This is a genomic window from Bulleidia sp. zg-1013 (genome assembly GCF_019798045.1).
In the GTDB taxonomy this organism is placed as follows: Bacteria; Bacillota_I; Bacilli_A; order Erysipelotrichales; family Erysipelotrichaceae; genus Bulleidia.
The window spans coordinates 345845-370940 of the sequence record NZ_JAGXEX010000001.1; the positions used below are offsets into that span (position 1 = coordinate 345845).

19 protein-coding genes are annotated in these 25096 nt (G+C 36.0%); 4 read left to right on the plus strand and 15 right to left on the minus strand.

The genetic code is table 11. The annotated features are described in order from the left end of the window. Positions 1-18 precede the first annotated feature (18 nt). From K7I92_RS01635 to K7I92_RS01665, 7 genes are all read right to left on the minus strand, one after another. Positions 19-1305: a PTS sugar transporter subunit IIC gene (locus tag K7I92_RS01635; protein ID WP_220281774.1), complete on the minus strand. Its 1287-nt coding sequence runs from the start codon at positions 1303-1305 to the stop codon at positions 19-21. 228 nt (positions 1306-1533) lie between these two features. Beyond that, a complete protein-coding gene (locus K7I92_RS01640; RefSeq protein ID WP_220281775.1) occupies positions 1534-3681 on the minus strand; it encodes an FAD-binding protein in 2148 nt (715 codons plus the stop codon). Between the two features lie 167 nt (positions 3682-3848). Continuing rightward, positions 3849-7004: a collagen binding domain-containing protein gene (locus tag K7I92_RS01645; protein WP_220281777.1), complete on the minus strand. Its 3156-nt coding sequence runs from the start codon at positions 7002-7004 to the stop codon at positions 3849-3851. A 65-nt stretch (positions 7005-7069) separates the two neighbouring features. Then, positions 7070-8332 carry a histidine phosphatase family protein gene (locus tag K7I92_RS01650; RefSeq protein WP_220281779.1) on the minus strand — a complete coding sequence of 421 codons (1263 nt, stop codon included), beginning with the start codon at positions 8330-8332 and terminating at the stop codon, positions 7070-7072. 46 nt (positions 8333-8378) lie between these two features. Then, positions 8379-9743, minus strand: a complete 1365-nt coding sequence (locus K7I92_RS01655; protein WP_203245389.1) for an aminopeptidase — start codon at positions 9741-9743, stop codon at positions 8379-8381. After that, positions 9740-10984: a GTPase HflX gene (hflX, locus tag K7I92_RS01660; RefSeq protein ID WP_220281781.1), complete on the minus strand. Its 1245-nt coding sequence runs from the start codon at positions 10982-10984 to the stop codon at positions 9740-9742. Before hflX ends, K7I92_RS01655 begins: the two co-directional genes overlap by 4 nt. After that, positions 10981-11823, minus strand: a complete 843-nt coding sequence (locus tag K7I92_RS01665; protein ID WP_220281782.1) for a hypothetical protein — start codon at positions 11821-11823, stop codon at positions 10981-10983. Before K7I92_RS01665 ends, hflX begins: the two co-directional genes overlap by 4 nt. Before the next feature lie 83 nt (positions 11824-11906). Between K7I92_RS01665 and K7I92_RS01670 the strand changes: the two genes are divergently transcribed. Continuing rightward, positions 11907-12383 carry a nucleoside 2-deoxyribosyltransferase gene (locus K7I92_RS01670; protein ID WP_220281783.1) on the plus strand — a complete coding sequence of 159 codons (477 nt, stop codon included), beginning with the start codon at positions 11907-11909 and terminating at the stop codon, positions 12381-12383. Here the strand turns inward: K7I92_RS01670 and K7I92_RS01675 are convergent. Genes K7I92_RS01675 through K7I92_RS01685 form a run of 3 tightly spaced genes read right to left on the minus strand, consistent with a single transcriptional unit; the run spans position 12373 to position 14491 of the window. Continuing rightward, positions 12373-13044: a YitT family protein gene (locus K7I92_RS01675; protein ID WP_220281784.1), complete on the minus strand. Its 672-nt coding sequence runs from the start codon at positions 13042-13044 to the stop codon at positions 12373-12375. The two genes, K7I92_RS01670 and K7I92_RS01675, sit on opposite strands and share 11 nt — an antisense overlap. Continuing rightward, positions 13029-13709 (minus strand): hypothetical protein, encoded by a 681-nt coding sequence (locus K7I92_RS01680; RefSeq protein WP_220281785.1) that lies wholly within the window; start codon positions 13707-13709, stop codon positions 13029-13031. The genes K7I92_RS01675 and K7I92_RS01680 overlap by 16 nt, the downstream gene beginning before the upstream one ends. A 2-nt stretch (positions 13710-13711) precedes the next feature. Then, positions 13712-14491 (minus strand): enhanced serine sensitivity protein SseB C-terminal domain-containing protein, encoded by a 780-nt coding sequence (locus K7I92_RS01685; RefSeq protein ID WP_203245383.1) that lies wholly within the window; start codon positions 14489-14491, stop codon positions 13712-13714. Between the two features lie 145 nt (positions 14492-14636). On the opposite strand from K7I92_RS01685, the gene K7I92_RS01690 reads away from it, so the two are divergent. The 3 genes from K7I92_RS01690 (at position 14637) to K7I92_RS01700 (ending at position 18569) form a co-directional block, all read left to right on the plus strand. Further along, positions 14637-15836, plus strand: coding sequence for a S1C family serine protease (locus K7I92_RS01690; protein ID WP_203245381.1), 1200 nt, complete (start codon positions 14637-14639; stop codon positions 15834-15836). 77 nt (positions 15837-15913) lie between these two features. Continuing rightward, complete coding sequence (locus K7I92_RS01695) at positions 15914-17266, plus strand: FtsW/RodA/SpoVE family cell cycle protein (RefSeq protein WP_220281788.1); 1353 nt, start codon at positions 15914-15916, stop codon at positions 17264-17266. Continuing rightward, positions 17244-18569: a penicillin-binding transpeptidase domain-containing protein gene (locus K7I92_RS01700; protein ID WP_220281789.1), complete on the plus strand. Its 1326-nt coding sequence runs from the start codon at positions 17244-17246 to the stop codon at positions 18567-18569. The genes K7I92_RS01695 and K7I92_RS01700 overlap by 23 nt, the downstream gene beginning before the upstream one ends. Before the next feature lie 87 nt (positions 18570-18656). On the opposite strand, the gene K7I92_RS01705 is transcribed toward K7I92_RS01700, so the two are convergent. From K7I92_RS01705 to arcA, 5 genes are read right to left on the minus strand one after another with little or no spacing between them, the layout of a single operon-like run. Then, positions 18657-19937: an AraC family transcriptional regulator gene (locus K7I92_RS01705; protein WP_220281790.1), complete on the minus strand. Its 1281-nt coding sequence runs from the start codon at positions 19935-19937 to the stop codon at positions 18657-18659. 60 nt (positions 19938-19997) lie between these two features. Further along, a complete protein-coding gene (locus K7I92_RS01710) occupies positions 19998-21455 on the minus strand; it encodes a YfcC family protein (RefSeq protein WP_203245377.1) in 1458 nt (485 codons plus the stop codon). Between the two features lie 40 nt (positions 21456-21495). Continuing rightward, entirely contained in the window at positions 21496-22437 is a 942-nt protein-coding gene (gene arcC / locus K7I92_RS01715) for a carbamate kinase (protein WP_203245376.1), read from the minus strand. Between the two features lies 1 nt (position 22438). Then, positions 22439-23431, minus strand: coding sequence for an ornithine carbamoyltransferase (gene argF, locus K7I92_RS01720; protein ID WP_203245375.1), 993 nt, complete (start codon positions 23429-23431; stop codon positions 22439-22441). 38 nt (positions 23432-23469) lie between these two features. Continuing rightward, complete coding sequence (gene arcA / locus K7I92_RS01725) at positions 23470-24699, minus strand: arginine deiminase (protein ID WP_220281791.1); 1230 nt, start codon at positions 24697-24699, stop codon at positions 23470-23472. Positions 24700-25096 lie beyond the last annotated feature (397 nt).

Sequence of the window (25096 nt, forward strand, 5' to 3'; positions counted from 1 at the left end):
AGATGACCAATGAAATAATTACTTAGCTGCCTCCGCCTCAGTGGCTTGTTCTTGTTTAAGTGCTTCTCTTTCAGCCTTCTTAAACCAAGGATACCACTCAATTGGTGAAAGTACTAACTGAATGAATAATTGTAAGATGATAATGGATAAACTGCCTCCTACCATTGCGTGAAATCCTAAAGGTAAACCAAAGATAGGTTGAATACCTGCACACCTAGCAACGATTCCCATCTTCGTTAAGAAGTAAGCTAACGTTAAATTGATTGAGTTGTTTAAAACAAATGGGAAGAAGAAATTGAAATTAAATACTAATGGTGTACCGAAGATAACCGGTTCTGTGATACCAAATAAAGCAGGAACCAAAGCAATCTTACCTAATTCACGATATTGTTTACTCTTGGATTTTAACATCCAGAAAATTAAACCTAAAGCCGAACCACCCCAACATACAATGGAGAAGAACGCATTGCCAACGATATTTGGCAAGGCTGTACCAGCTGCTAAAGCAGCCGTGTTTTGAGCATCTAGTGCCAAACGAACCGGCTGAACAATAGGATTGATAACATTGGTACCATGAATACCGAAGAACCATAATAATTGCATTAAAAAGCTTGTTAAAATCGTCGCCGGTAAAGAAGCACCAATACCTTGTAATGGAGCTTGGATAATACCATAAATAAAGGCATGCATATTACCATAGCTTGTCGCTTGGAAACATAAACGAATCACAACAAATATAGCCGCAATAATGAAGGCTGGAAATAAAGAGTCGAACGCTTTCGATACATTTGGAGGAACAGAAGCAGGCATCTTGATTGTCCATCCTTTTTCTTGGAATAAAACATAAATACGACCTATAACTGCACCAATAATCATAGCAGAGAACACTCCCGCAGCACCTAACCATTGAGTAGGTAAAACTGTCGCCTTATTCATAGTAGCTAATGGCGTAATGATTAAGAATGCCATTAAGGATAAGGCACCTGCCATAGCACCATCATCACTTGCTAGCTTAAATGTAACTAAATTCTTTGCCATTAAAAAGGAAACATAAAGTGCCAACGCACCAATTGTGACTGAATTGATAGCTAAGAAAATTGGTGTTAAACCAACATTCGCAAAGAATGTCTTTACAGAAACGACCGGAAAAGCCGCAAACAATACAGCCACAGAACCAACCATAACCGGACCTAACGTACCCATCATTGTGTTGGAAATGGTCTTTAGGTAAACATTTTGTCCGACTTTACCAAAAATTTCGCCGACTTTACCAAAAAATTCCATAACTTTATCTTTAAAACTCATGATAAGAATCCCCTTTCATTTCTTACAGTTATATTTATATCAAAGAAGACTTGTTAAAACATTGTCAAAAAAACTTTAGACTTTGTAAAAATTGCACAATCATTCTTTTTGAAAAAATAAAACGATTTCGTTTTTTCAAAACAAAGAGGGAATGAAAACTGAAGTACACCTCCAAAAATTAGTTTGTGTCTAACTTTTGGGGTGCACTTCAAACACCCCCTCCTTTTCTTACTTCGCTAATTTAGCTGCTTGTTCACCGGCAATTTTACCAGAAACAAAAGTCCAAGATTGAGCTTGACCACCCCATGGTGTATAAGCTTCACCATCTTTATTAGCAACTCCTTCTGAATCCTGACCAACCGCAAATAAGTTGACAATTGGACTACCATCTTTCCTCAAGACATTCATATTCTTATTCACATCCAAACCACCAACTGTACCATAAGAATACGCAACACTTTCAAATAAGTAATAGTTCTTATCCTTATCACCTAAAGACTTGACCAACTCTTCTTCTTTCATATTCAACTTCTTCGCCAATTCAGAAGCTGTTCCTTTCCAAGCATTATTGGTATTCATAGCAACTTCGATAATTTTATCAATGTCTTTAATTGGTGTATTAGCCATAGGAACTTTACCGCCTTGACCTAAACCGAAGATTGAAACCTTAGCTGTCTTTTCACTCAATCCCTTTGTCTTAATTGCATCAATTTCTTCTTGGCTATAAACATTATAGAAATGGAAACCGGGTGTATAAACAATACCCACTGTCAATTCACTGTTTTCTGTACCTGACTTATCCGCCTTTCCCAGTACCTTACCTGTCTCATCTATTTGTTTACCATCTAATGTTGTAGCGATAGCTGATAAAATAGCTTTTTGATCCGCCGTTAAAGAATTATCACGAATAATATTTGGAACTTGAGATACATGAACCATCGGTAATGTCTTCATTGCATAAGTAGCACCACCTACCGATTGACCCATCTTAATGCCGGATCCTTTATTCACAGTGTCACCAATTGGACGAATACTAGAACCATATATCTCCTTTAACATTTCTTCATTTCCTAAGAAACCACCCGTTGCCAGAATGACTGATTTACCATAGATTTCATAAGTTGTGCCATCATAAGAAACAGCCTTAACTCCCGTCACATTTCCCTTATTATCCTTCAATAATTCTTTTGCGCTTAATTCTAACTTGTAATCATTCTTTTCATTCTTCGCCTTTGCTTTTTCTAAAGCATGCGTGAATTGGAATGTGTGATCAGGTCCAAATGTATACCACTTTTTATTGGCTTTATCAGCGGTATAAACAGTCCATAATTTTGTCCATGTTGGAACAACGAAGGAACCGACCAATCCACCCATACCATCAAAAGAAAAGTCATATTTATCCATGTAATAATCCAAAGCTGTTCCCGATTGTTCAACTGCTTCTTTGATGACATCGGCTTTTTTATCTGTACCGACATACTTCAACCAAGTTTGATAAACTTCATCGGTTGAAATATAGTCTTTACCACCATTGTATTTTTTCGCTAAGTTCTTAGAATTTAAAGCCATTGGTCCATACACGGAAGCTGAATTACCCCCAATTTGTGCTGCTGCATCAAAACCAAACACCTTAGCACCATTATCCGCCGCACTAGCGTAAGATAGAATACCAGATCCACCTAAACCAACAACAACTACATCATAACCTTCTAGCTTCACTGTATCTTTTTTCTTTTCAACTGGTGTATACCATTCATCGCTCTTACCACCAGCCTGTTCAATAGCAGAAGATACAATACTACGAATAGCACCGGAGGAAGTCGTTGCTCCGGTAACGGAATCTGTCGCTAAGGATTGGTTTTCTAATAAACGAGGAATGAACTTTGTTTCAGCTTGTTCAAACCATTGTCCTGTAGTACTATCACTTTCTTCACTAATTTTCACATCTTTAATTCTACCATTCGCAATTGTTACTTCACCCTTCATTTGTCCTGTGACGGAAAATGAATTCGCAATAGCTTTATAAACACCATCCTTAACACTTGCCTGATTGATGCTTGCTTTTAAAGCTCTTCTAACCGCATCACTTGTTTCAGTCGCACCCGTTACACCATCAAATTCACCACTTTGTTTGGATAGAATATTCTTAACCAGTTGCTCAACCGCAGCTTGACCAATAGAAGCTGTTTCTCCACTTGCGTCAACTGTTACTTTTTCAATCTTATTCTTTGAAAATTCAGCTGTTACTTTTACCTCACTACTATGTCCTTTTGAAGTAGCACTGTATGTTCCGGGCTTATATTTTGAATAACTCGAACAAGCAACAAGAGATACAGCTATACCGACCGCCAAAAGTCCATTAACAACTTTCTTCATTCTTTTTCTCCTTCTTTTTGAAATATCACATTCACTATTAAAACACTTTCAAAAACTTGAAACAAGATATTAAGTTTATTTTTTACCTATCTTCCGGCAAAGGATAGGTAATATCCAAGCTCTTTGTTATCAAAGGAGTACAAATCAATACTAATTTTCAAAGTACATCAAGTCAGTCTTTTCAATTGCAAAGTGAAAATTATACCTAATAAAAATACCGATAAAATAAAATACCACCAATAACCAGGCTTATCCCCTGTTTTCACTAAAGTCTTTTTCTTATCCTCCACCCTTAAAGAGATTACTTGTTTTTGATTAAATGAATAATCCTTTTCAATATGAACTGGGATTGGGTTCACATCCACTTCATAACCCTTTGGTGCTTTCAATTCCCTAATGAAATACCCATCTTTTGCATAAGGAACCTCCCTCTCTGCTTTTCCTTGCTCATTACTAATCAAATCCACAAAAGCACCTGTTTCATCCTTTAATGCTTTTCCATTCTTATGAAAAACACGATAATGCGCGTTTGCCAGTAAATGATGTTGACTACCTTTCTCTCTTTTTTCCAATTGAAGACGTACTTTCTTCGTTTGATTTAAAAAAGAAATACGAATTGGTTTCGCATATTTTGAAATATGGATTAGTTGATCTTCTTGACTATGATAACCAAATGGTGTTTCCACTTCATGAATCCAATAACGACCATCTGCCTTTAAAAGTGAGGACACATTCCAATCTTTACCATCCGAAACCCATTCCTTTAACACCTTCTCTCTCTTTTCATCTAAAAGTTGTAACTTAGCACCTGTAACACCATGACCAAATTCATCCGCTTTTTGAATACGAACATCCAAATGACCATCCACCATCCGAACTTTCGTAATAGAACCATCCTCTTTTAATCTAAAAGAACTATTTTTAGCAAAGGAATATCCCTTTGGCGCAACTCTTTCTTCTAAAATGTAAGTTCTTCCTTTTTCTAAACCTTGAATGCAATGTGCCTCTTTTTTAGAATACCAACTTGAAATCTCAGCCCCATTTTCATCCTTTAAAACCAATTCAGCGCCTTGTACCTCTTTTCCATTTTCATCCACCTTAGAAAATTCAATTCTCGTAAACGAATTCTTCATTTGGAAAAAATAAGGTTTTTCACTTAATTCAATTGTTCTCGTTTGCTGGTCCAGTTCTACACCCTTCGCAACTTGAACCTCCTTTAATTCATACTTACCACAATGCAAATAATTTAAATCCACTTTTCCCTTTTTATCTAAAAAGAAAGAGCCTACCTCTTGACCAAAAATATTCTTCGCTAAATCTCCTTTCTTCATAACTCTAGTCCCATCACTATTCGCATAAATATCTTCTTTCGCTCTTAATTCAAATTGAATCTTTGGGAAATCCTTTTCAGCAAAGTTATCCTCATTTACTCTTTCATCCCACTTTTTCTGCAAGTGAAAAGAAGCGTACTTTCCCTTATTTTCAATTGGAATTAGTACTGTATTTTTTCCCTTTTCCTCAACCGTATTCTGATTCAATACAACAATTTTTTTAAATCCTTTTTCATAACCTTTTGGACTTTCCACTTCTTCTATTTCATATTTGCCCGCCGGTAAAGCTAAAGGTAAAATCAATTCTCCGTAGGAATTCTTTGCATCTTGCCAACTAGTTTGAAGTAAGCCTTTTGAATTTGTTGAAAATAAAGAATATAGTTTCGAGCCGATTCTTTGTGTGATCACTTCTCTTACTGCTTGTCCTTTTTCATTTTCTATACGAGTAATGCGAAAGGTAGCTGAACTTTTCTGAATGCTTTGTTTCGTGTCTTTATCCAATTTTAAAATGCGCAAATAATAGTTCTTACTCACATTTTTCAAAACAAAAGATTGGTGTTGGTGATCTTCTTGAACTGTGAAAAAGAAAGGACTTTGGTATTGTTCAATTTCTTCATTCATGGCTTTGGTTTGTCTAATTTCATAACTTCCATAAGCCAATTCAGAACTTTTTGCATAGCCTTTTTCATCCGTTGTTAAAATAGCGTATTCTTTCGGATTGAATTTGTTTAAATGCTTTCTTGCTTGTGCAAAGCCTCCATACTTTTGAATATGTTTCGAGAGAATGGCGATAAATTCTGCCTTTTCCTCCGGAGGTAAAAAAGCACTTTCTTCTGAATTAGACAGATATTTTTGTATAGAAAAAGTACCTGTTTTCACTTGGTCTTGAACAACAATAGTTTTTGTGTTTTCTTTTAAAGAAGACAATTCAGCACTTTTTACAATAACAGGAATTTTATCTTGGTGCAGACGCATTCCCATTGGTGCAACAATCTCTTTTAAATAGTAGGTTTCATCCGGCAATAAGTTATCAATATAGTTAGACTTCCCATTTTGAAGTATAAATGTTCCTAATAGCTTTCCTTCCTTATTTAAAAGCTGGTACTTTGTTCCATTAAAATTAGAAACATCTCCTTGTGGATGCTTGGTTTCAACATCTTCTTTGCGGATACCTAGACGATACCCCTTTGCCATAATTTCAACATCGAAACCTTCCACCTCTTCACCATCATAAATCATTAAATTCTGCAAGGATTTACCAATTAGCGCAAAGTTTTTCTTCTTAGTAGACTGACTTTGCAATGATAGCTTTTTACTTTTCTTTGTAAAGCTGGCATCAACGGTGAACACAAATTGATTTTTAACAATTGTGCCTTGAATATCACCCTCTACTTTTTTCAATTGAAAATCTTTTAATTTTCGTGTGACTTGATAGCGATGACCTAATATAGCATTTGTAAAACGTAAGTGCTTCCCTTGAACTTTCATAACTACTTGTTTTGTGGTTAAGTCTTTTAATTCAATTTCACTCTTCTCTAAATTTTGAACTTTCTTTTGAATTTCTTGTATTCGCTTTTGAACTTCTTGGTGACTATGAGGACCCTTTTGAATGCTTGGTTGGTAACCGACTAAAGCCCAAGCGTACATTTGCGCTGCCGCATAATTAATATCCCCATCACCAACACCATTTTCAAAGGCATAAGCCATAAAATGATTTAAACGTTCCGTATTAGAACCCATAATTTCTTTTAAACTTTTTTTGTGATAATCATTGCCAAAGTGCATATCTCTTTTTGGATCTATGCAAATGGCCGGGCGACCTTGATAGGTCACATAACTAATATATTCTCTTGCTCGATTTTTTATAGGACCTGGTGTAGCGGTATATTCCATGCGACGAACAACCGTTAATTGTTCTGCATAAACTGGTAAAACCAAACTCACCATAATGCTAAATATCCAAATCCATATTGCTTGTTTCTTTTTTCTCATATACACCTCTTTCTATGTACTTCTTTTTTCCCGAAAGATGAGTAATTCCTTCCATAAAAAAAGACTTATTCGTGTAAATAAGTCTTTGGATCTTGCATGAGTTGAACTAAATGAATGCCGTCTTTATTCAATTGGAAACGAGCAATTCCACCATTATAGGAATACTGCTGACCACGTTGTTTACAATAGGCTTCTAAACCAAGACGGTCCGTCTTTAATAAATAAGCGACCATAATCGCATACATGGTACCATGCCCTATAAATAAGACTTGATCACCATCTTGATTTTCAAAATACACTTTTTCTAAAATCGATTGCCAGCGTGTTTTTACAGCTCCTAAGTTTTCGCCTTGATGATTTAAAAAATTCTCTTGATTTTGATGACAAGCATACAGTTCTTTTAAGATAGCTTCATCAACTAATCTTCCTTCCAAATCACCAAAATTCATTTCTTGTAGGTTTTTTTCAATAGAAATTTCGGTATCATGACCAGCCAACACAATCTTAGCCGTATCTACAGCTCTTTTTGCATAAGACACATAAGCTTTTGAAAACTGTTTATTCTTTAAGGCTTGTTGGGCTTGAATGGCTTGTTCGATACCTAAGTCCGTTAAAGGCGCATCACTTCGACCTTGTACTTGATGTCTTAGGTTAAATAGTGTTTGTCCATGTCGAACATAGAAAATATCAATCGTTTTATCTTTCTTTGGTAAACATAAGTCCTTCGCTTCACATGGCTTTTGAATTAAGCTTACTTTTCCATGATCCTCTTGGAAGATTAGAATGCCGGCATTTGGCATAAACACCCTGCCTTCATCTAAACAAGCTTGCCGATACGCTAACATATCTAACTTCAAAATGTAAGACATAAATGCCATGGACATAATCCCATGGGAAACAATTAAAATTCGATCATTCTTTTTCGTTTGGGAGAGAATTTCTTGAAAGACCTTTTCTGTTCTTAAACGAAGTTCTTCTTTACCCTCTCCACCAGCTTGTTCAAAATCCAAGCTACCAAAACATTTTTGCATTAAGTCTTGATCTTCTACTTGACGACCTTCCATTATGCCGAAGTTTGGCTCTTGTAAATCTTCTAAATATGTCAATTTAACTTGACGGTTCTTCAATAAAATATCCGCTGTTTCACGCACTCTTCCAGCCGGAGAAGCAAAGGCACAATCAAAAAATTGACCTGATAATACCTTGGCACTTTTTTCGGCTTGTTGAATTCCCAATGGTGTCAAAGGGGAATCACAACGACCTTGTAGCTGTAAACGTAAATTAAAATACGTTTGACCATGACGAACAAAATAAAATAAACGACTCATACCCCATCCTTTTTGCAAAAAGCCTTGCTTGAAAGCAAGACCTATCTTATTGCATGTCCTTTAAAAACACAAAGTAAGCCCGATAAGCCTCGTAAACATCCACCTTAGAAACCACTTCATCTGGAGCATGCATATTTTGTACCGCAATGCCGGCATCAATCACATCCATATTCTTTTGCGCTAAGATATAGGCAATTGTATTTCCACCGCCCACATCAACAGCTCCTAATTCAGCTGTCTGGAAAACAACTTCATTTTCATCCATAACTTTGCGAATTTTTGCCAGAAATTCTGCACTAGCATCATTCGCACCGGATTTACCACTAGCCCCTGTATATTTATTAAAACAAACACCTTTACCTAAATAAGCCGAGTTTCTCGCCTCGAAGGCATCCGCATAGTTGGAATCATAGCCGGCTGATACATCGATGGACAACATATAGCTACTCTCGTACAAATCATACAAATCTGTTATCTTGTTGAAACCCTTTTTCTCAAGAATGCGAACCATCACATGTTCAAAGAAATCTGAATGAGCACCCGTTGCCCCAACTGAGCCAATTTCTTCCTTATCCGTTAAGATTAAAACTGAAGTTCTCTTTGGTATTTTGATTTCATTGATGGCACGAATAGAGGTATAAGCACAAACCTTATCATCATGACCATAGCCCAAAATCATCGAACGATCCAAACCATAATCACGTGCTTCACCTGCCGGTACTACTTCAATTTCAGCACTTAAGAAATCCTCTTCATCAATGCCATATTGCTCTTGAAGTAAGTCTAGCAAGAAGGCTTTAACCGGTTCTTCCTCTACCTCTTTCTTTGGACGACTGGCAATAGTTAAATCTAACTTTTCTCCTTCAATGACGGTAGCTCCTGTTTTTTGCAGTTGTTTCTGAGCTAAGTGAATCAATAAATCTGATATACCAACCACCGGATCACCTGGTTTATCTCCAATATTAATATCGATTACTGTACCATCTTTCTTAGCCACAACACCCACTAAAGCAAGTGGACGGGCCACCCATTGGTACTTCTTAATCCCACCATAATAATGCGTATCGAAGAAGGCAATACCATCTTTTTCATATAGTGGCTTTTGTTTTAAATCCATACGTGGTGAATCGATGTGGGCTCCTAAAATGTTAACACCCTTATTCATTGCTTCCTCACCTATAACAAGCATCATAATGTTCTTTTTACGATTAATCACATAAACCCGATCGCCAGCTTTTAATTCTTGAAAAGAATCAAGTGGCTTAAAGCCATTTTCCAAAGCAAAAGCTTCTGTGTTTGTCACAAAGGTTCTTTCTGTTTTCGATTTAGTTAAAAACTGACGATAATCTTCATTAAAGGCCATCACAGCTTTTACATCTGTTTCTTCTAATTTATCCCAAACCGTTTTCATTTTGCGGCATCCTTTCTTTTTATTTCGTAATGTCTTAATGGTTTTAAATAGTCCCCATCCCCCGCAACATCGATTACCAATCCTTCCTCTTCTTGACTGATAATTTGCAAATGAACTAAGGACGATAACTGATCGAATAAGGTCATTTTATCATAGGGTAATAAACAAGTAAATTGAACATTCTTCGGATATAAAAGACGAATTAATTGATCTAATAATTCCTTGATTCCTGCTTGCGTATGAGAAGAAACCCATAAGCCCTCTTCTTGCTGTGCCATTAAATCTTTTTTGGTACGAACTAGTAAATGATGCTTGGGATGAGCTCCTATTTTCTTTAAAGACAATTTCGTCGCTTCTTCTTTGACAAAAGCCAACGGATCACTACCATCCACCACATGAATTAATATATCTGCCTGCTTGGCTGATTCTAGGGTGCTATAAAAGGCATCTACCAATGGTTTTGGTAAGTCAGACACAAAACCAACAGTATCGTACAAATAAAACACAAAACCTTTGTATTCAACAACACGAACCGAAGTGTCCAATGTTTCAAAAACACGATCACGCACAACAACGGGTTTTCCATTTTGTTTGGTATAAGTCAATATTGCATTTAATAAAGAACTCTTACCGGCATTGGTATAGCCCACTAAAGCCACTCTGGGATACAGTGTCTTCGCTCTTCTTTTTTCATCTTGTTGGCGTTGTTTCTCCACCAGCTTTAATTCTTCTTGTAGAACATGCTTACGATGCGCATACTTACGAACAATCATTTCTGATCGCTGTTCTCCAGAACCACGAGTAATCACTCCCCCACCCCTTTGTCGGTCACTTTCTTGTTCTAAAGAAGCTAGTTCTTTTGGTAAGGCATAGGATAAGCGGGCTAACTCAGTTTGAATTTTCGCTTGTTTACTACGTGCTCTTTGGGCAAAAATATCCAAAATAACAGCGGTTCTATCTAAAACTTCTACTTCTAATTCTTCACTAAGACGCTTAGAAGCGGATACCGATATTTCATGGTAAAACACAATGGTAACAATTTCATCAGCTTGTATCAGTTTTTTTAATTCCATTATTTTTCCTGAACGGAACACCGTCTTAGAATCTCGTGATTGTAATTTTTGAATAAAGGTTTGAACCACCTCATAATTACATGCCTCACACAAAGAAACACATTCTTGAATGATTTCCTGATCATTGTTCCCTTTTCTTTCCACCCCTACTACATAGCAACGTTTCATTTTCGGTACACCACTTTCCCGGCTTTAATCGTACATAAGACTTCTTTCTTTTTGTTAATAAGCATACAATCTGCGACATCTCCAACCCGAACATTCTTCTCCACTTCTTTTTGTTGAAATGGTTCTATGGTGATATTTAATTCTTTAAATGATCGGCTTTGTTTAGAAGATAAATCGTAGTTTGAAATGACCTTTGTTCCTAAAGGGTTATTCTCATACAAGCTTCCTTTTAATACTTCTAAAGCCAAATCCACCTGATTTTCTAAATAAATATGAATCGGCATATTGTAGCGATTAGACACTTTGCAATATTCCAACAATTCTTCTTTTACGCTCTTTTCATCCACCACTAATTTCAAAGCAGAAATATGAAAGGAAGCTAAGGATTCTCCAAAGCTATGACCATTTTCTAAAAATCGTTCATACTCTTTCAACTCTTGTATATGAACATCCTCATACACATCCAAACTTAATTTTCTTTCATAAGCCAAATTCATCAACATTCTAAAAACTTGCTCATAATTTTCTTTAAAGTCAAAGAAATCATCACTAATAACGGAAGTAATTCCTTTTTCATAGGCTAATTCTTGACCTTTTAGTAGCCATTGCCTTATTTCATCAAAGCTTCCTTTTTCTTGACTAACTTTACCCGAATGAAGATAACCTATTTTTGCAAGAGAAAAGAATTGTTTTTGTTTGGATTGGTAGATAAAAGCTTCCTTTCCGTCATACACTTCTTCCCCTTTTAAATCTTTCCCTATTTCTTTAATAAAACCATCTTTGAAAGCAATATCTACTTTTTTTTCATTACTGATTACATTTTTTATAATTTGATACATAAAAGCTCCTTGCTTTTATTGTACTCTAGTTTTGACAGAAAGCCTTATTCTTGTTAGTTTGATTTGGAAAGGAATAATAACTTATGAAAATTTATTTTGCGTCCCCTTTATTTTCCGAAATGGAACAGTTGTATAATGCCCAACTTGCTCAACAAATTCGTCAAAAATATCCTGATATTGAAATGTACGTCCCTCAAGAACAAGCAGATATCAATGATAAAAAAGCTTATGCCGACTCAAAAGCAATCGCAATGACAGATACAAAGCATTTATTAGAAAGCCAATTGGTTATTGCTATTTTAGATGGAGCTATTATTGATGTTGGCGTCGCAACGGAAATTGGTGTTGCCTATCAAGCAGGTATCCCTATTCTTGCTTTATATTCTGATTCACGTCAACAAGGTGCTACCAATCCACAAAAATTAGTCGCTTTGCAAGAAATTGCAGAATCACAATTTAGCTACATCAATTTATACACCGTCGGCTTGATTAAGCTAAATGGTGAAGTGGTGAATACTTCCAAGAAATTGGTGGAAAGAATTGCTCACTTCATTCATTAGCTGTATTTTGCTCATAAATCCATTTATGTAAAATTGGCTTTAAATACTTCACACCATAATCCACCAAAGGACTAAACAAGAACATCAATATAACAGTCCCTTCTCGCAAAGAAAGTGGAATGTGGAAGAAATACCAAATCACAAAAACCGAAGAAAAAAAGAATACATCCACCACAAAACGAACAGAAGAAAAGCGAAGATGATATTTCTTGGCAATAACCATACATGTGGATTCCATCGCTAAACTAATCATTCCTGAAGCAACCACTAATGAAATCCCAAAAATATCTGCCAGCACAAAGAAGATAAACCATACCAATTTCAAGGCATAAACATCTGGCACAATCTGGTCAAAGATATGGTAATAGAAAAGATTAACCACAACACCAATCACAATCGATACGAATATCTGTAACAAATACAATGGCTTATATTTTCTTCCCAACAGAAGCATTTGAATAAGAACACAAATCAAATTGATAATAGTCGCTATCGTTCCTACTTCAATATGGCTTAAGAGACTAATTGACATTGAAAAAGCATCGTAAGCTGAGTTACCTAAGCCTGCTTTCATAATACCTGCCCCACCAATGCTTAAAATAATAACACCGACGGTTTCGACCAAAAGGTGTTTCCAAAAATGTTTTATTTGGATTTCCATACAATCCTCGACGAAAAATATTGTTCCCGAAAGGCAATGTCTTTTAAAATTTCTTCTTTCTGAATGACTTCACCAATACGACCAACCACTAAGGTTGCCACATCACTACGTTCATGATAAATAACTGCCACAACAACACCAAAAAAAGTATCTTTGTCTTCTTTATTACCAATCACATAGGCATCGATTGGCTCTTCCATACTTTGTGCATCATAGATATAGCCCATTGGTACTCGATAAATCGTATCTTCCAAATAAGGATGTACCATTCCTGCCGGTTGATCAATTTGAACTGTTACTTGTTTACCCAACCAGGTATTCGCCAAAGGGTATTCTAAAAAATCATATTCATCTTCATCTTGAACACTTTCAAAACCAAAGTCGATGTAGAATTGTTTCTCATCATCAAGGGCTCTCTTGATAAGCTTGCCATGACCTTTTTTAGCTTCATAATCAACCAGTGCTTGCAATAAAGATTTCTTATCTGCTCCTTCTAACAAAGCAATTTCACCATTCCGGCTTAAAGCAGCCATTCCTTTTTGATTATCAAAAGAAAGCCATTCAAACTCATCAAAGTTTTCTAATAAGCGATTTCGAACCATTTCAAAAGAAATATATTCTTCTAAATACGGTTTTAATTCATTCACTGTTAAAATCTTCTTCATGCTTAAAAACCTAAAGAGCGATCAAAGAAAGGAACACTTTCTTGAATGATTTCATCTTTTAATTGTTGGTTAAAGAATACAGCCTCACATGGTATCTTCTTGGAAAATTCAAAAGCTTTTACACAGAATTCTTTTAATAAATCTTCTTTTTGTTCATTAACATCTAGGATGAAATAAAAGGAAACTTGATTATTCTCTAATTTTTGTTTCAACCAGACACGCTGAATGGTTTTTCTTTGGTTCGACCAATCATACATTTGGTTGACCAATTGAGTTGGATAAATAGTTGGCTCCACAATTTGAACAGAGCTAGCCGTTGGCTCAACAGGGTGAATTAATTGATGAATTAAGGCTGCTGGAGCCACCATGTTGTCCACCCCCGGATTGATAATAATGCCAATTGCTTTTGTGTTTGAATCTGATAATAAAGCATCGTATTGCTTTAATGTCTGAACCACCATTTTTGGTAGTGGCTCATTGGTTTGAGTCAATTGAAACTGACCGGCTCTTTCTAAATCAGTAAAAGCCGGAAAAAAAGTCTTACCATCATTGGTGTTAATTAAATAAAAATTAATGAGGTCTGACTTTACGCTTGGAATATGGTTCTTTGTTAAAGCAACTTCAAATTTTGTTGGTGCTAATAATTGTGCTTTTTCCAAGGCTTGTATGAATTGTAGCTGTCTTTCTGGGCTGGAACCTAATTTTAATTCCTCCATTGCCTTGCGTAATTCAGGATTTTTAACTGGTTTCAAGTTTGGATTTTTAATTGATTTTTTAGACATAAATCCCTCTTTTCTCACTATTAAGTGTATTGAAAATAAGCCCTTTTAACAAGCATTAAATTTTCTAAAAACTCAGGCAAATTTCACTTAAACTTCACAAATTGGTACTAGTATAATAGACATAGAAACAATAAGGAGGTCTTATATGTCCGAATTTCATTCTGAAGAAAATAAAGTAGAAGATGTTTCTACGATTGAAAATCATTCAAAACCAGAGAAGAAACCTGGTTTCGTCTTAAAAATCAATAAAACATTTTTAACCCTAGTTTTATCCGCTGTTGTTGGTGGAACGAGCGGTTATGTGTTTAGTCAAGGTTCAAGAAAATCGGCAATTGTCTACCAATCCGCTTCCGAATCTCCATCCAAAACAACTTCAGTTCAAAGTGGTCAAGGCTTGACGATTAGTCAAGCCAGTAAGAAAGCCGCCGCTTCCGTAGTTGAAATTGTAACGCAATCAAAAGGAAAGACCTATGGTTTCTTAGGTGGAAACTACACGTCCAATTCGGCCGGATCAGGCGTTATCATTTCTAAGGATGGTTATATTTTAACCAATTACCATGTGATTAAAAACGCGACTTCCATCCGTATCAAAACTAGCGATGGCAAGCATTATAACGCTAAAGTCATTGGTGCTGATGCGAAGAGTGATATTGCGGTTTTAAAAGTTGACGCAAAAAACTTAACTCCAGCCACTTTGGGTGATTCCTCTAAAATTAGTATTGGTGATACCGCTATTGTCATTGGTAATCCCCTTGGAACTCTTGGTGGTACAGTTACCGATGGTATTATTTCTGCCACTTCACGTGAGATGGTCATCAATAATGAAGCCATGGATTTAATCCAGACAAACGCATCGATTAACTCCGGTAACTCTGGTGGCGGCTTATTTGATGGTAATGGCAATTTAATTGGTATCGTAAATGCAAAAGATTCGGGAACAACTAGCTCTGGTGCAACGATTGAGGGCTTAGGTTTCGCTATCCCTATCAATAAAGCTATGGAAGTCGCCAATGAATTGATTAAGAATGGTAAAATTACCACCCGAGCAACGATTGGTGTTTATCTTCAAGACCTAAGCACAAGTGAAAACAATGGTGCTCCTAGTATCTATGTTAGTCAAGTCATAAATGGTTCAGGTGCTGAAAAAGCAGGTATTCAAAGAGGTGACCGTTTGGTGAAAGCAGACGGAGTTCAACTTAGTAAATATTCCGACTTAGCAAAAATCATGAAAAATAAAAAAGTTGGTGAAAAAATCAAGCTTACCATTGAGCGCAATGGTGAACAAAAAGAAATCGATGTGACTTTAACCCAAGTCATTGACACAAATCAATCGCAACATAAATAGGAGAAATGATTTCTCCTATTTTCATTCTTGACCAATCATTAAAAAACATAGAATGGATTTCGTGCTATAGTACATATATGAAAGAAAATTCCTATCGTTATATTATTTTGGCCATGTTACTAGAGATTGCGATGGCTATTCTTCTTTGGTTTAAAGATAGTGGGGTTGCCTTACAATTCTTTTGGCAATTACTTCCTATCTTTCTCATCACTTTATTTCTAGGAACATTTATTTATAATCGCTTAGGTGATTTAAAACTCTTTTTAGCCATTTGTGTTCTATCTACCATTGGGCTAGCCTTTCAGATGTATGCAGATAAAGTATATCCAATTGTCGGTCATTACTCGCTTTGGAAATTTTGGCTTGGGATTGTGGTTGGTGTTTTCTTTACCTTACTATATAAGTACATTTATAAGATTAGCTATTGGAAATATTCCCCTTATCTTTTTTTCTTATTCTCAATGACCTTCTATGTAATACTTCGATTTAAAGGTTTTGATCCAAATGGTTATGGAACAACGGCTTGGTTAAAAGTAGGTGTTCTAACGCTTCAGTTAACCGATGGTATTAAAATCCTTTCACTTTTCTTTTATAGCTCTTTATTGGTTGAAAAATGGAATCGTTCCAACAAAGTTATCTTAATTATTTCAAGCACCTATCTAGGTATGAATTTAATTGGCTCTATGATGATTCATGAACTAGGTTCTTTCTATATTTTGGTTTTCTTACATTTAGCTTGCTTGTTTATTTATTTACCACATGATTCTTACAAGCGAAAATATTTATTTACTTTAGTAGGAATTTTAGCTTTATCCATTCTTCTTTTCTTAGGTTTATATCAAGTTCTAAAACCAATAACTACACAAGGTCAACTAAATTCCATCACGAAAATACTTTGGCCAATTGCTAAGAAAATTCATTCTCGTTTCTCAATTGCGACAAACTTGCAAAGTGATCCTTATGGGGCTGGTTATCAATTGTTCCAAGGTCAAAAAGCATTACTTATGGCTGGCTGGTTTGGCAATACCATTGGTTTTAATCAAATTCCAGTCGTTGAAAGCGATATGGCTTTTGTGGGTTTAGTGAATTGCTTTGGGTATAGTGTTGGCTTGCTTGTTCTTTTATTATTTGGTTTTATTCTTCGTCGAGGATTGCGCATATCTCAGCGCTTATTGTCGATATCCATTCAAAAATCCATCTTTTCTTATGGATTAACGATGTTAGTATTCTTGCAAGCATTCCTAACGATTTTAGGGTCTTGTAATATTATTCCCTTGGCTGGATTACCGATTCCTTTCTTATCAAGAGGCGGTACTTACCAAATGATTGTCTTTTCTTTAATGGGTGTTTTATTACTACATTCTTTATATGGTGTGGAAGATATGGAAGAAGAAAGTGAGGTAGAAAATGATGAACTCGAAAGCGAATAAAAGAATTGGCATTACGATGATTATACTTCTTTTGGCGCTTGTTATCTTAATTATTCACTTTTCTTATTCCTTCTTGTATCTGCCAAGTCACAACGCTCAAAAGATACGAGAAAAAAGAATGTATAGTTTTCAATCCCTCCCCGAATCTGCACAAGAAGGCAATTATTACGATACCAATGGGCATCTTCTTATGGAGCATGGAAAAGCTAATTCATCAGAAGCTTATAGTATGGCTTGGTTATTGGGCTATTATGCTAGTGATAACAACCATGAATACAAAATGGGTTTAAGAGGCAATTTAGTCGATTATAGTTACCTGCATTTAAACAAACAAAAAGTAGGTGCTTCTACTTTCTTAACCATTGATTCTAATCTTCAAAACCTAGCTTATAAATTATTACATAATCAAGAAGGAAGTATTACCGTATTAGATGCTAAAACAGGAGCGATTCGAGCCCTAGCTTCTCATTCTACCTTTGATTTTAATATCAATGATTTATCTACTTTAACCAAACAAACAGCTGAAAATTCTCAATTTACCAGAGGGCTTTTTGAAAAAGATCCACCTGGTTCTACTTTTAAAATTATTACCTCTATTTCCGCTTTGGAACAAGAAAACATTCCTAATCTAAATTTTAAAGATACCGGCTCTTATCTTTCTAAGGATAGGGGCGCAAAGATTATCAATTTTGAGAATAAGGCTTATGGAAATGTCGGTTTGGAAAAGGCTTTAAATCATTCCATCAATACTTATTTTGCTCATCTTGGGGAAGAATTAGGTCCTACTGCTTTAGAAAAAACAGCCAAAAAATTTCTAATCGGTCAAGATATTCCAATTCCCTATTTAAGTACACTTCATTCTAAATTGGATGTTCAAGGAGCTAATGAGTTAGCTGCTACAGCTTATGGTCAAGGGAAAACACAAATCACTCCTGTTCATTTAGCCCTAATTGCTCAAAGCTTAGCGAATAAGGGGATTATGAAAGAAGCGTATATTGTTGAAAGTATTCAAAGTGATCAAAATATTCTCTACAAACATCAAGAAAAAGATTTATCAAAAGTAACGGAAAGTGCCGTGATTGAAAAGTTAAATCCTTACCTAAGAAGTACAGCTAAGTTATATGGTTTAAAAGGAGAGGTTTATGCGAAAACAGGAACAGCGGAATTGCCAGATAAAACGACACATATTTACCTATTAGCTTATACAAAAGATTATGGAATATGTTTATCTCTTAATCATAAAAACCAAAGCAATCGCTTAATCCCTTTAGCTAATCGTTTACTTCAATATTTACAAAAATAAGAAGCCTGCATTCTGTACCGACCAAAAAAAGTTAGACCAAAATTCTAACGATTGGAGGTCACCTCATTCTACAAGCTCTTTTTCTGTTCAGTTCTGTGATTTAAGTTCTTTTCCATCTCTTAGCTGTAAACAAATAGTCTTTCGATAAACCGATGGTGACATACCAATGATTTCATTGAAGTGAATGTTAAAGGTTTTTACATTGGAATAACCAACATCTAAAGCGACATCAAGGATAGTTTCTTCATCCATTAAGATGAGTTCACAAGCCTTGTGAATGCGAACTTTATGCAATAATTGGTCTAACTTATTTTCAACAAAGAAAGTCATTGCAGTATTCAGTTGCTTTTCGGAAACCCCAAATTTAGAAGCCATGCGACTAATCGTTAGGCTAGGATCATTATAGTGATTATAAATATACTCTGCCACTTGAAAAGCTAATTCCTGATTGGATTGCGACTCTCCTTTAGACAGGCTTTGGTATTGTTTACGAAAGGCAATTGGATTGATTCCCATCGTTTGAACAAAATGCTTAGAAACATGAGAAGCATCCACATAGCCCATCAAATGAGCAATCTCATCCAAGTTCATATCCGTATACAACAAAATTGATTTTAACTTATCCATTTGAATACGCTCAATCAATTCCCCAAAAGTTAAACCCGTTAAATCATGAATCGTTTTAATAATCTTACTCTCTGATAAATAGAAAATTGTTGAAAGCTTCTCCAAGGTTAATTTATCAAAGGAATGGGCATACATATAACTTAGAATATGTTGTGTATCTTTCACATTTCGATTTTGTCTTGTATTTCCTACATCAGAGCTATACCGCCGATATAAAACAACCAATTCAATTAATTTATTCAAAATATAAATTTGACGCAATGGTTTTTCTTGATTGCTTAATACCTCATAACTTGATGTTAATTCGACACGTAAAATTCCATAAACGGATTGAATAGCGGATAATTCAATATCATTTAATATAACCACCGGGTTTTGATGAATATGAGTTAATAAATCGGCTTTATCTTGATTTGAACCGCTCAATCCTTTAATTGTTTGCGATAGTCGCCGGTAATCATAAGATATGATTTCCATGGATAACGGTTCATTCACTTCAACAATATCCGTGATACTGTAGGGCGATATAGCAATTAAGCATGGTGCCTTGAGTGGAAAACCTTGACCATCCACAAGAATAGTCCCTTCTCCTTTTTCAATCAATAAAAATCTAGCTCTTTGGTGCATAATTGCCCTAGTTGGCTTTTCAATAAAGTCTGTAAAAAATTCAGCTAATGGTAAAACAGGATTTCGAATTTGGCTTTCATCCTGCAAAACAGCCATTCCAGTTGTTGATTTCATCACCGTTATTGTAGCATAAAAAAAGAAGGATTTCCTATGAAATCCTTCTCGAAAGGGGGCTTATAAGAGCAACATTGCGGCAGTAATAACAACACCACTGACAACTGCAATTACGACAACTGTCTTCCAAGACCACTTAACCCAAGTAGCGTATGGAACACTAGCTAATGCCAAACCACCCATAATTGCTCCAGAAGTAGGAGTAATTAAGTTAATAACACCATTCGCTGCAACTTCAGCCATGATAGTCGCTTCAACGGAGAAGCCCATTGCTTTCGCAATTGGAGGTACGATTGGTGAAGAAATACCCGCCATACCAGAGCTGGATGGAACTAAGAATGATAATCCTAAGTGTAATAGATAATCTAACGAACCAAAGATACCACCACTAACCTTAGCTGCTTGCATAGCTTTAACAGAAGCTTGTACTAAGTAAGGACCAACACCTGTCTTGCTCATGATAACAGAAGAAGCACGAGCTAGTGCAATAACCAAGTTAACGGAAATCATATCACCTACACCTGATAAGAAGATAGAAGATAATTTACTACGATCTTCAATACCGATGAAACCAATAATGAAGCCCATTAATGTAAACCAAACAGCGGCATCCTTGAAATACCAGGCACCTAATTGCTCACCTGTTAAGAACTTTGACCATTCCATTGCTTTGTAAACAGAATCATTTAAGTCACCCCAAGGGATAAAACCGAAAATCATAACAACGAATGTAAGAGCAAATACCCATAAAACAGCCTTTTGACGACCTGTTAATCTTTCATCACTAGTTTCTTTACCGGCGTTGTACTTAGCTTCAAATTCTGCTAATTCTTCACCGGTGAAAATAGATTTACCTTTATCTGCTTTAACTTTATTAGCATACTTGATAACTGTAAATGTAGCGATTAAGTAAGTAACGATAACAAGAACTAGACCAATCATGATAATCTTGGACATATCCGCTTCAGCACCAGCCGCTTTAGCAGCGTCAACCGCTACTGTAACAGCGAATGGGTTGACAGTTGAACCTAAGCAACCAACACCTGCACCTAATAAGACTGTCGCAACACCGACCATTGGATCCATTCCGGCAGCTAACATTGTCGAAGCTAATAATACGTAGAAACCAACCGTTTCTTCACACATACCATAAGTTGTACCACCTAATGCAAACACAGCCATTAAGATAGCAATCATGACATTTTCCTTACCATGTAACTTACGAACTAAAGCACGAATACCTGTTTCCAAAGCGCCGGTTGCTGTAACTAAAGCTAAGAATCCACCTAAGCAGAATACGAAACCGATGACTTCACCAGCATCTAAGAAACCTTCAATTGGTGCTTTTACTAATTGACCAACTGTAGCGTGTTGAACCACCATTTCAACAGTTTTACCAGCTTCACCTTGACCTACATAAGGTTTTCCGTTAAAAATCCAAGAAATCGCATACACGAATAATAATACGATTAACAAAATACTAAACGTACCTAATGAACGTTTTTTCTTTGTACTCATAATTTTTTCTCCTATAAAAATATTTTAAACTTATGATAATTTATTTTTTGATAATTGTTCCCGTTTCACCACGTAAAGCTTCTTTCGCTTTTTCTAGGGAAGTGATTAAGGCTGTTCCACCAAAAACATTGTCCTTTACATAACCCATGCAAGCTTCAACCTTTGGCAGCATAGAACCCTTAGCAAATTGACCATCTGCGATATGCTTTTCAGCTTCTTCTAAAGTCAATTCAGATAAAGCTTCTTGATTTGGTTTATTAAAGTTAATGCATACCTTTTCAACAGCTGTCAAGATAACTAAAGAATCAGCCCCTAAATCTAAAGCTAATTTGGCACTGGAACGGTCCTTATCAATAACTGCCGCAACACCTTCGTAACCAACTTCCTTCTTGATAACAGGAATACCGCCACCACCACAAGCAATAACGATATGACCTTGTTCCACTAAAGATTTAATGACATCCAATTCAACGATTTTAACCGGAATTGGTGAAGGAACAACGCGACGGTAGCCACGTCCAGCATCTTCTACAAATGTATAACCCTTTTCAGCCACAATCTTATCAGCTTCTTCCTTTGAATAGAAACTACCGATTGGCTTTGTCGGATTCTTAAATCCGGAATCATTCTTATCCACTTCAACTTGGGTAACGACAGTCGCTACCTTTTGAACCATCTTGCGGCTTTCCAGTTCACCTTCAATGGCTTGTTGTAAGTGATAACCAATGTATCCTTGTGACATAGCACCACATTCAGGGAATGGCATACTAGGTGTACCAGCACCATTGTTTGCGGAATATTCCATCGCTAAGTTAATAACCCCAACTTGAGGTCCATTACCATGCGCAACAATGACTTGATAACCATCTGCAACTAAATCAACAATGGATTTAGCCGTATTCTTCACAAGCCCTAATTGTTCTTCAGGGGTGTTGCCGAGGGCGTTTCCGCCCAAGGCAATAACAATCTTTTTGCCACCCATATTACTTCAATGTAGCATACATAACTGCTTTAATTGTATGCATTCTATTTTCCGCTTCATCAAATTGACGAGCTTGTGTACCTAAGAATACGTCATCTGTTACTTCCATAGCTTCTAAGCCAAACTTTTGGTAAATATCTTCACCAACCGTTGTGTTTCTATCATGGAAAGAAGGTAAGCAATGTAAGAAGATAGAAGTTTTCTTAGCCACTTCCATAACATCTTTATTCACTTGGTAAGGAAGTAATAATTCAATTCTCTTAGCCCAAAGTTCAGCCGGTTCACCCATGGATACCCAGATATCTGTATAAAGCACATCAGCGTCTTTAGCACCTTCTTTAACATCTTGTGTGAATTGTAATTCAGCACCTGTTTCTTTAGCAATTTCTTGGCACTTAGCAATCAATTCATCACTAGGCATTAATTCCTTAGGTCCACAAGCACAGAACTTCATACCCAACTTGGCACAAACAATCATTAAAGAGTTCGCTACGTTGTTACGAGCATCACCAAAGAATGTTAACTTACGACCCCGAACATCACCAAATTCTTCTTTTACTGTTAAGATATCAGCTAACATTTGGGTTGGGTGATAAAGGTCTGTTAAACCATTCCATACAGGAACACCAGCATACTTAGCTAAATCTTCAACTACTTCTTGCTTAAATCCACGGTATTCAATACCATCAAACATACGACCTAAAACCTTAGCGGTATCTTCTAAAGATTCTTTCTTACCCATTTGCGAAGAACCGGAATCTAAGAAGGTTACACCCATACCTAAGTCACGAGCACCTACTTCAAAGGCACAACGAGTTCTTGTCGATGTCTTTTCGAATAATAGAACAATTTGCTTGTCACTTAAGAGCTTGTGTTCAACGCCATTTGCTTTCATTCTCTTGAATTCAGCAGACAAGTTCAATAAATAGTTAATTTCTTCCGGAGTGTAATCCAAAAGTGTTAGAAAGCTTCTTCCTCTTACGTTAATTCCCATAAATCTTTAAAATCCCTCTTTCTTTATTTTTGACTTAATTAGTCTTCACGAACTAATGGCATGGACATACATCTTGGTCCACCACGGCCTACACACAAGTTCGATGCTTCTAATTCTAACACATCGAATCCATTTTTCTTCAAGTATTCGTTTGTTACGTAGTTTCTCTTATAAACAACAATCTTACCCGGAGCGATTGTTAATGTGTTGGAACCGTCATTCCATTGTTCACGTTCAGCAGCTAATAAATCGCCACCGCCACAAGGGAATAAACGAACCTTTTCTAAGCCCATGAACTTAGCTAAGATTTCTTCTAACTTACCAGTATGTTCTTCAATATGAACATCGTGATTTTCACGGTCAGCTGTAATAGCAAACACTTGTAATGTTCCCATGATACCTGGGTGAATTGTAAAGGCATCCTTGTCGATTTGTGTAAACACAGTGTCTAAGTGCATGAATGCACGACTTACTGGAATGTTGAAAGCCAAAATTGTTTCAATTGTGTTGCCTTCATTTTCGTAGAACATCTTCATTGCTAATTGTTGAATAGCATCTGGTTGGGTTCTTTGAGACATACCAATGAATAATAATTTTTCATTAACATTTAAGACGTCACCACCTTCAATGTGGAATGGGTTCTTACGACCATATAAGTCGGGAACATTTCCAGCATATTCTGGATGGAAACGGAAGATATAGTCCGCATAAATTGTTTCACGGTTACGTGTAACAGAGTACATTCTGTTAATAACAGCACCATTACCTACAGAAGCGAATGGATCACGTGTAAAGTAAAGGTTAGGCATTGGATTGACTAATAAGTAAGAATCCGAAGAAATACGGTCTACTAAGTAATTAGTCTTAATGTCACCTAATTCATCAAAACGAACACCAGACATTGTCTTCAATACTAAGTCTTTATTATTTGTAAACTTACCATAGAAATCTTTTAAAATCTTGTGGTATGCAGGTGTATGAATACCTGCTTCTTCGATAAATTGCTCCAAGAATTGTTCTTTGATTTCCGGATGTGCATCTAATGTTTCTGCCATCAAATCTTCAAGATAAACAACCTCTACGCCGTTATCTCTTAAGATGTTCGCAAAGCGATCATGTTCTACTTGAGCTTCCTTTAAATCAGGAATATCATCGAACAACAACTCGCCCAATGTATCAGGAGTAAGATTTAATAATTCCTCTCCTGGCCGGTGCAAAAGCACTGTTTTTAATGGAGCAATTTCGCTCCTAACTCTAATACCTTTCATTTTTTCCTCCTTGCTGATTTAATCAGAAATGTAATCGGTATCATTTCTACTTATCATTATCTATCATTAAAAAAATAAAGTAGGAAAAAAAGTTATTTCATTTTTGTATATTCTAATAAAAAGGCTATATTCGGGAATTTGACAGTTTTGAATTTAATATTTTCTTAAAAAGCTAGTAAATACTAGCTTTTTTGCTGTTTTCATGTCAAATTCAGGGATTTTCATTTGTAATAATATGTAATATCTGATATAATATTAGTGGAGGTGTATCTATGTTTATCACTAAATCGAAATCTAAAAACTCGACCTTTTATTATCTTGCCTATTCTAAAAGAACCGGTAAAAAAGTTTCTACCCATATCTTTGAAGCCCTTGGAAGTGCTGATGATATTCGTAA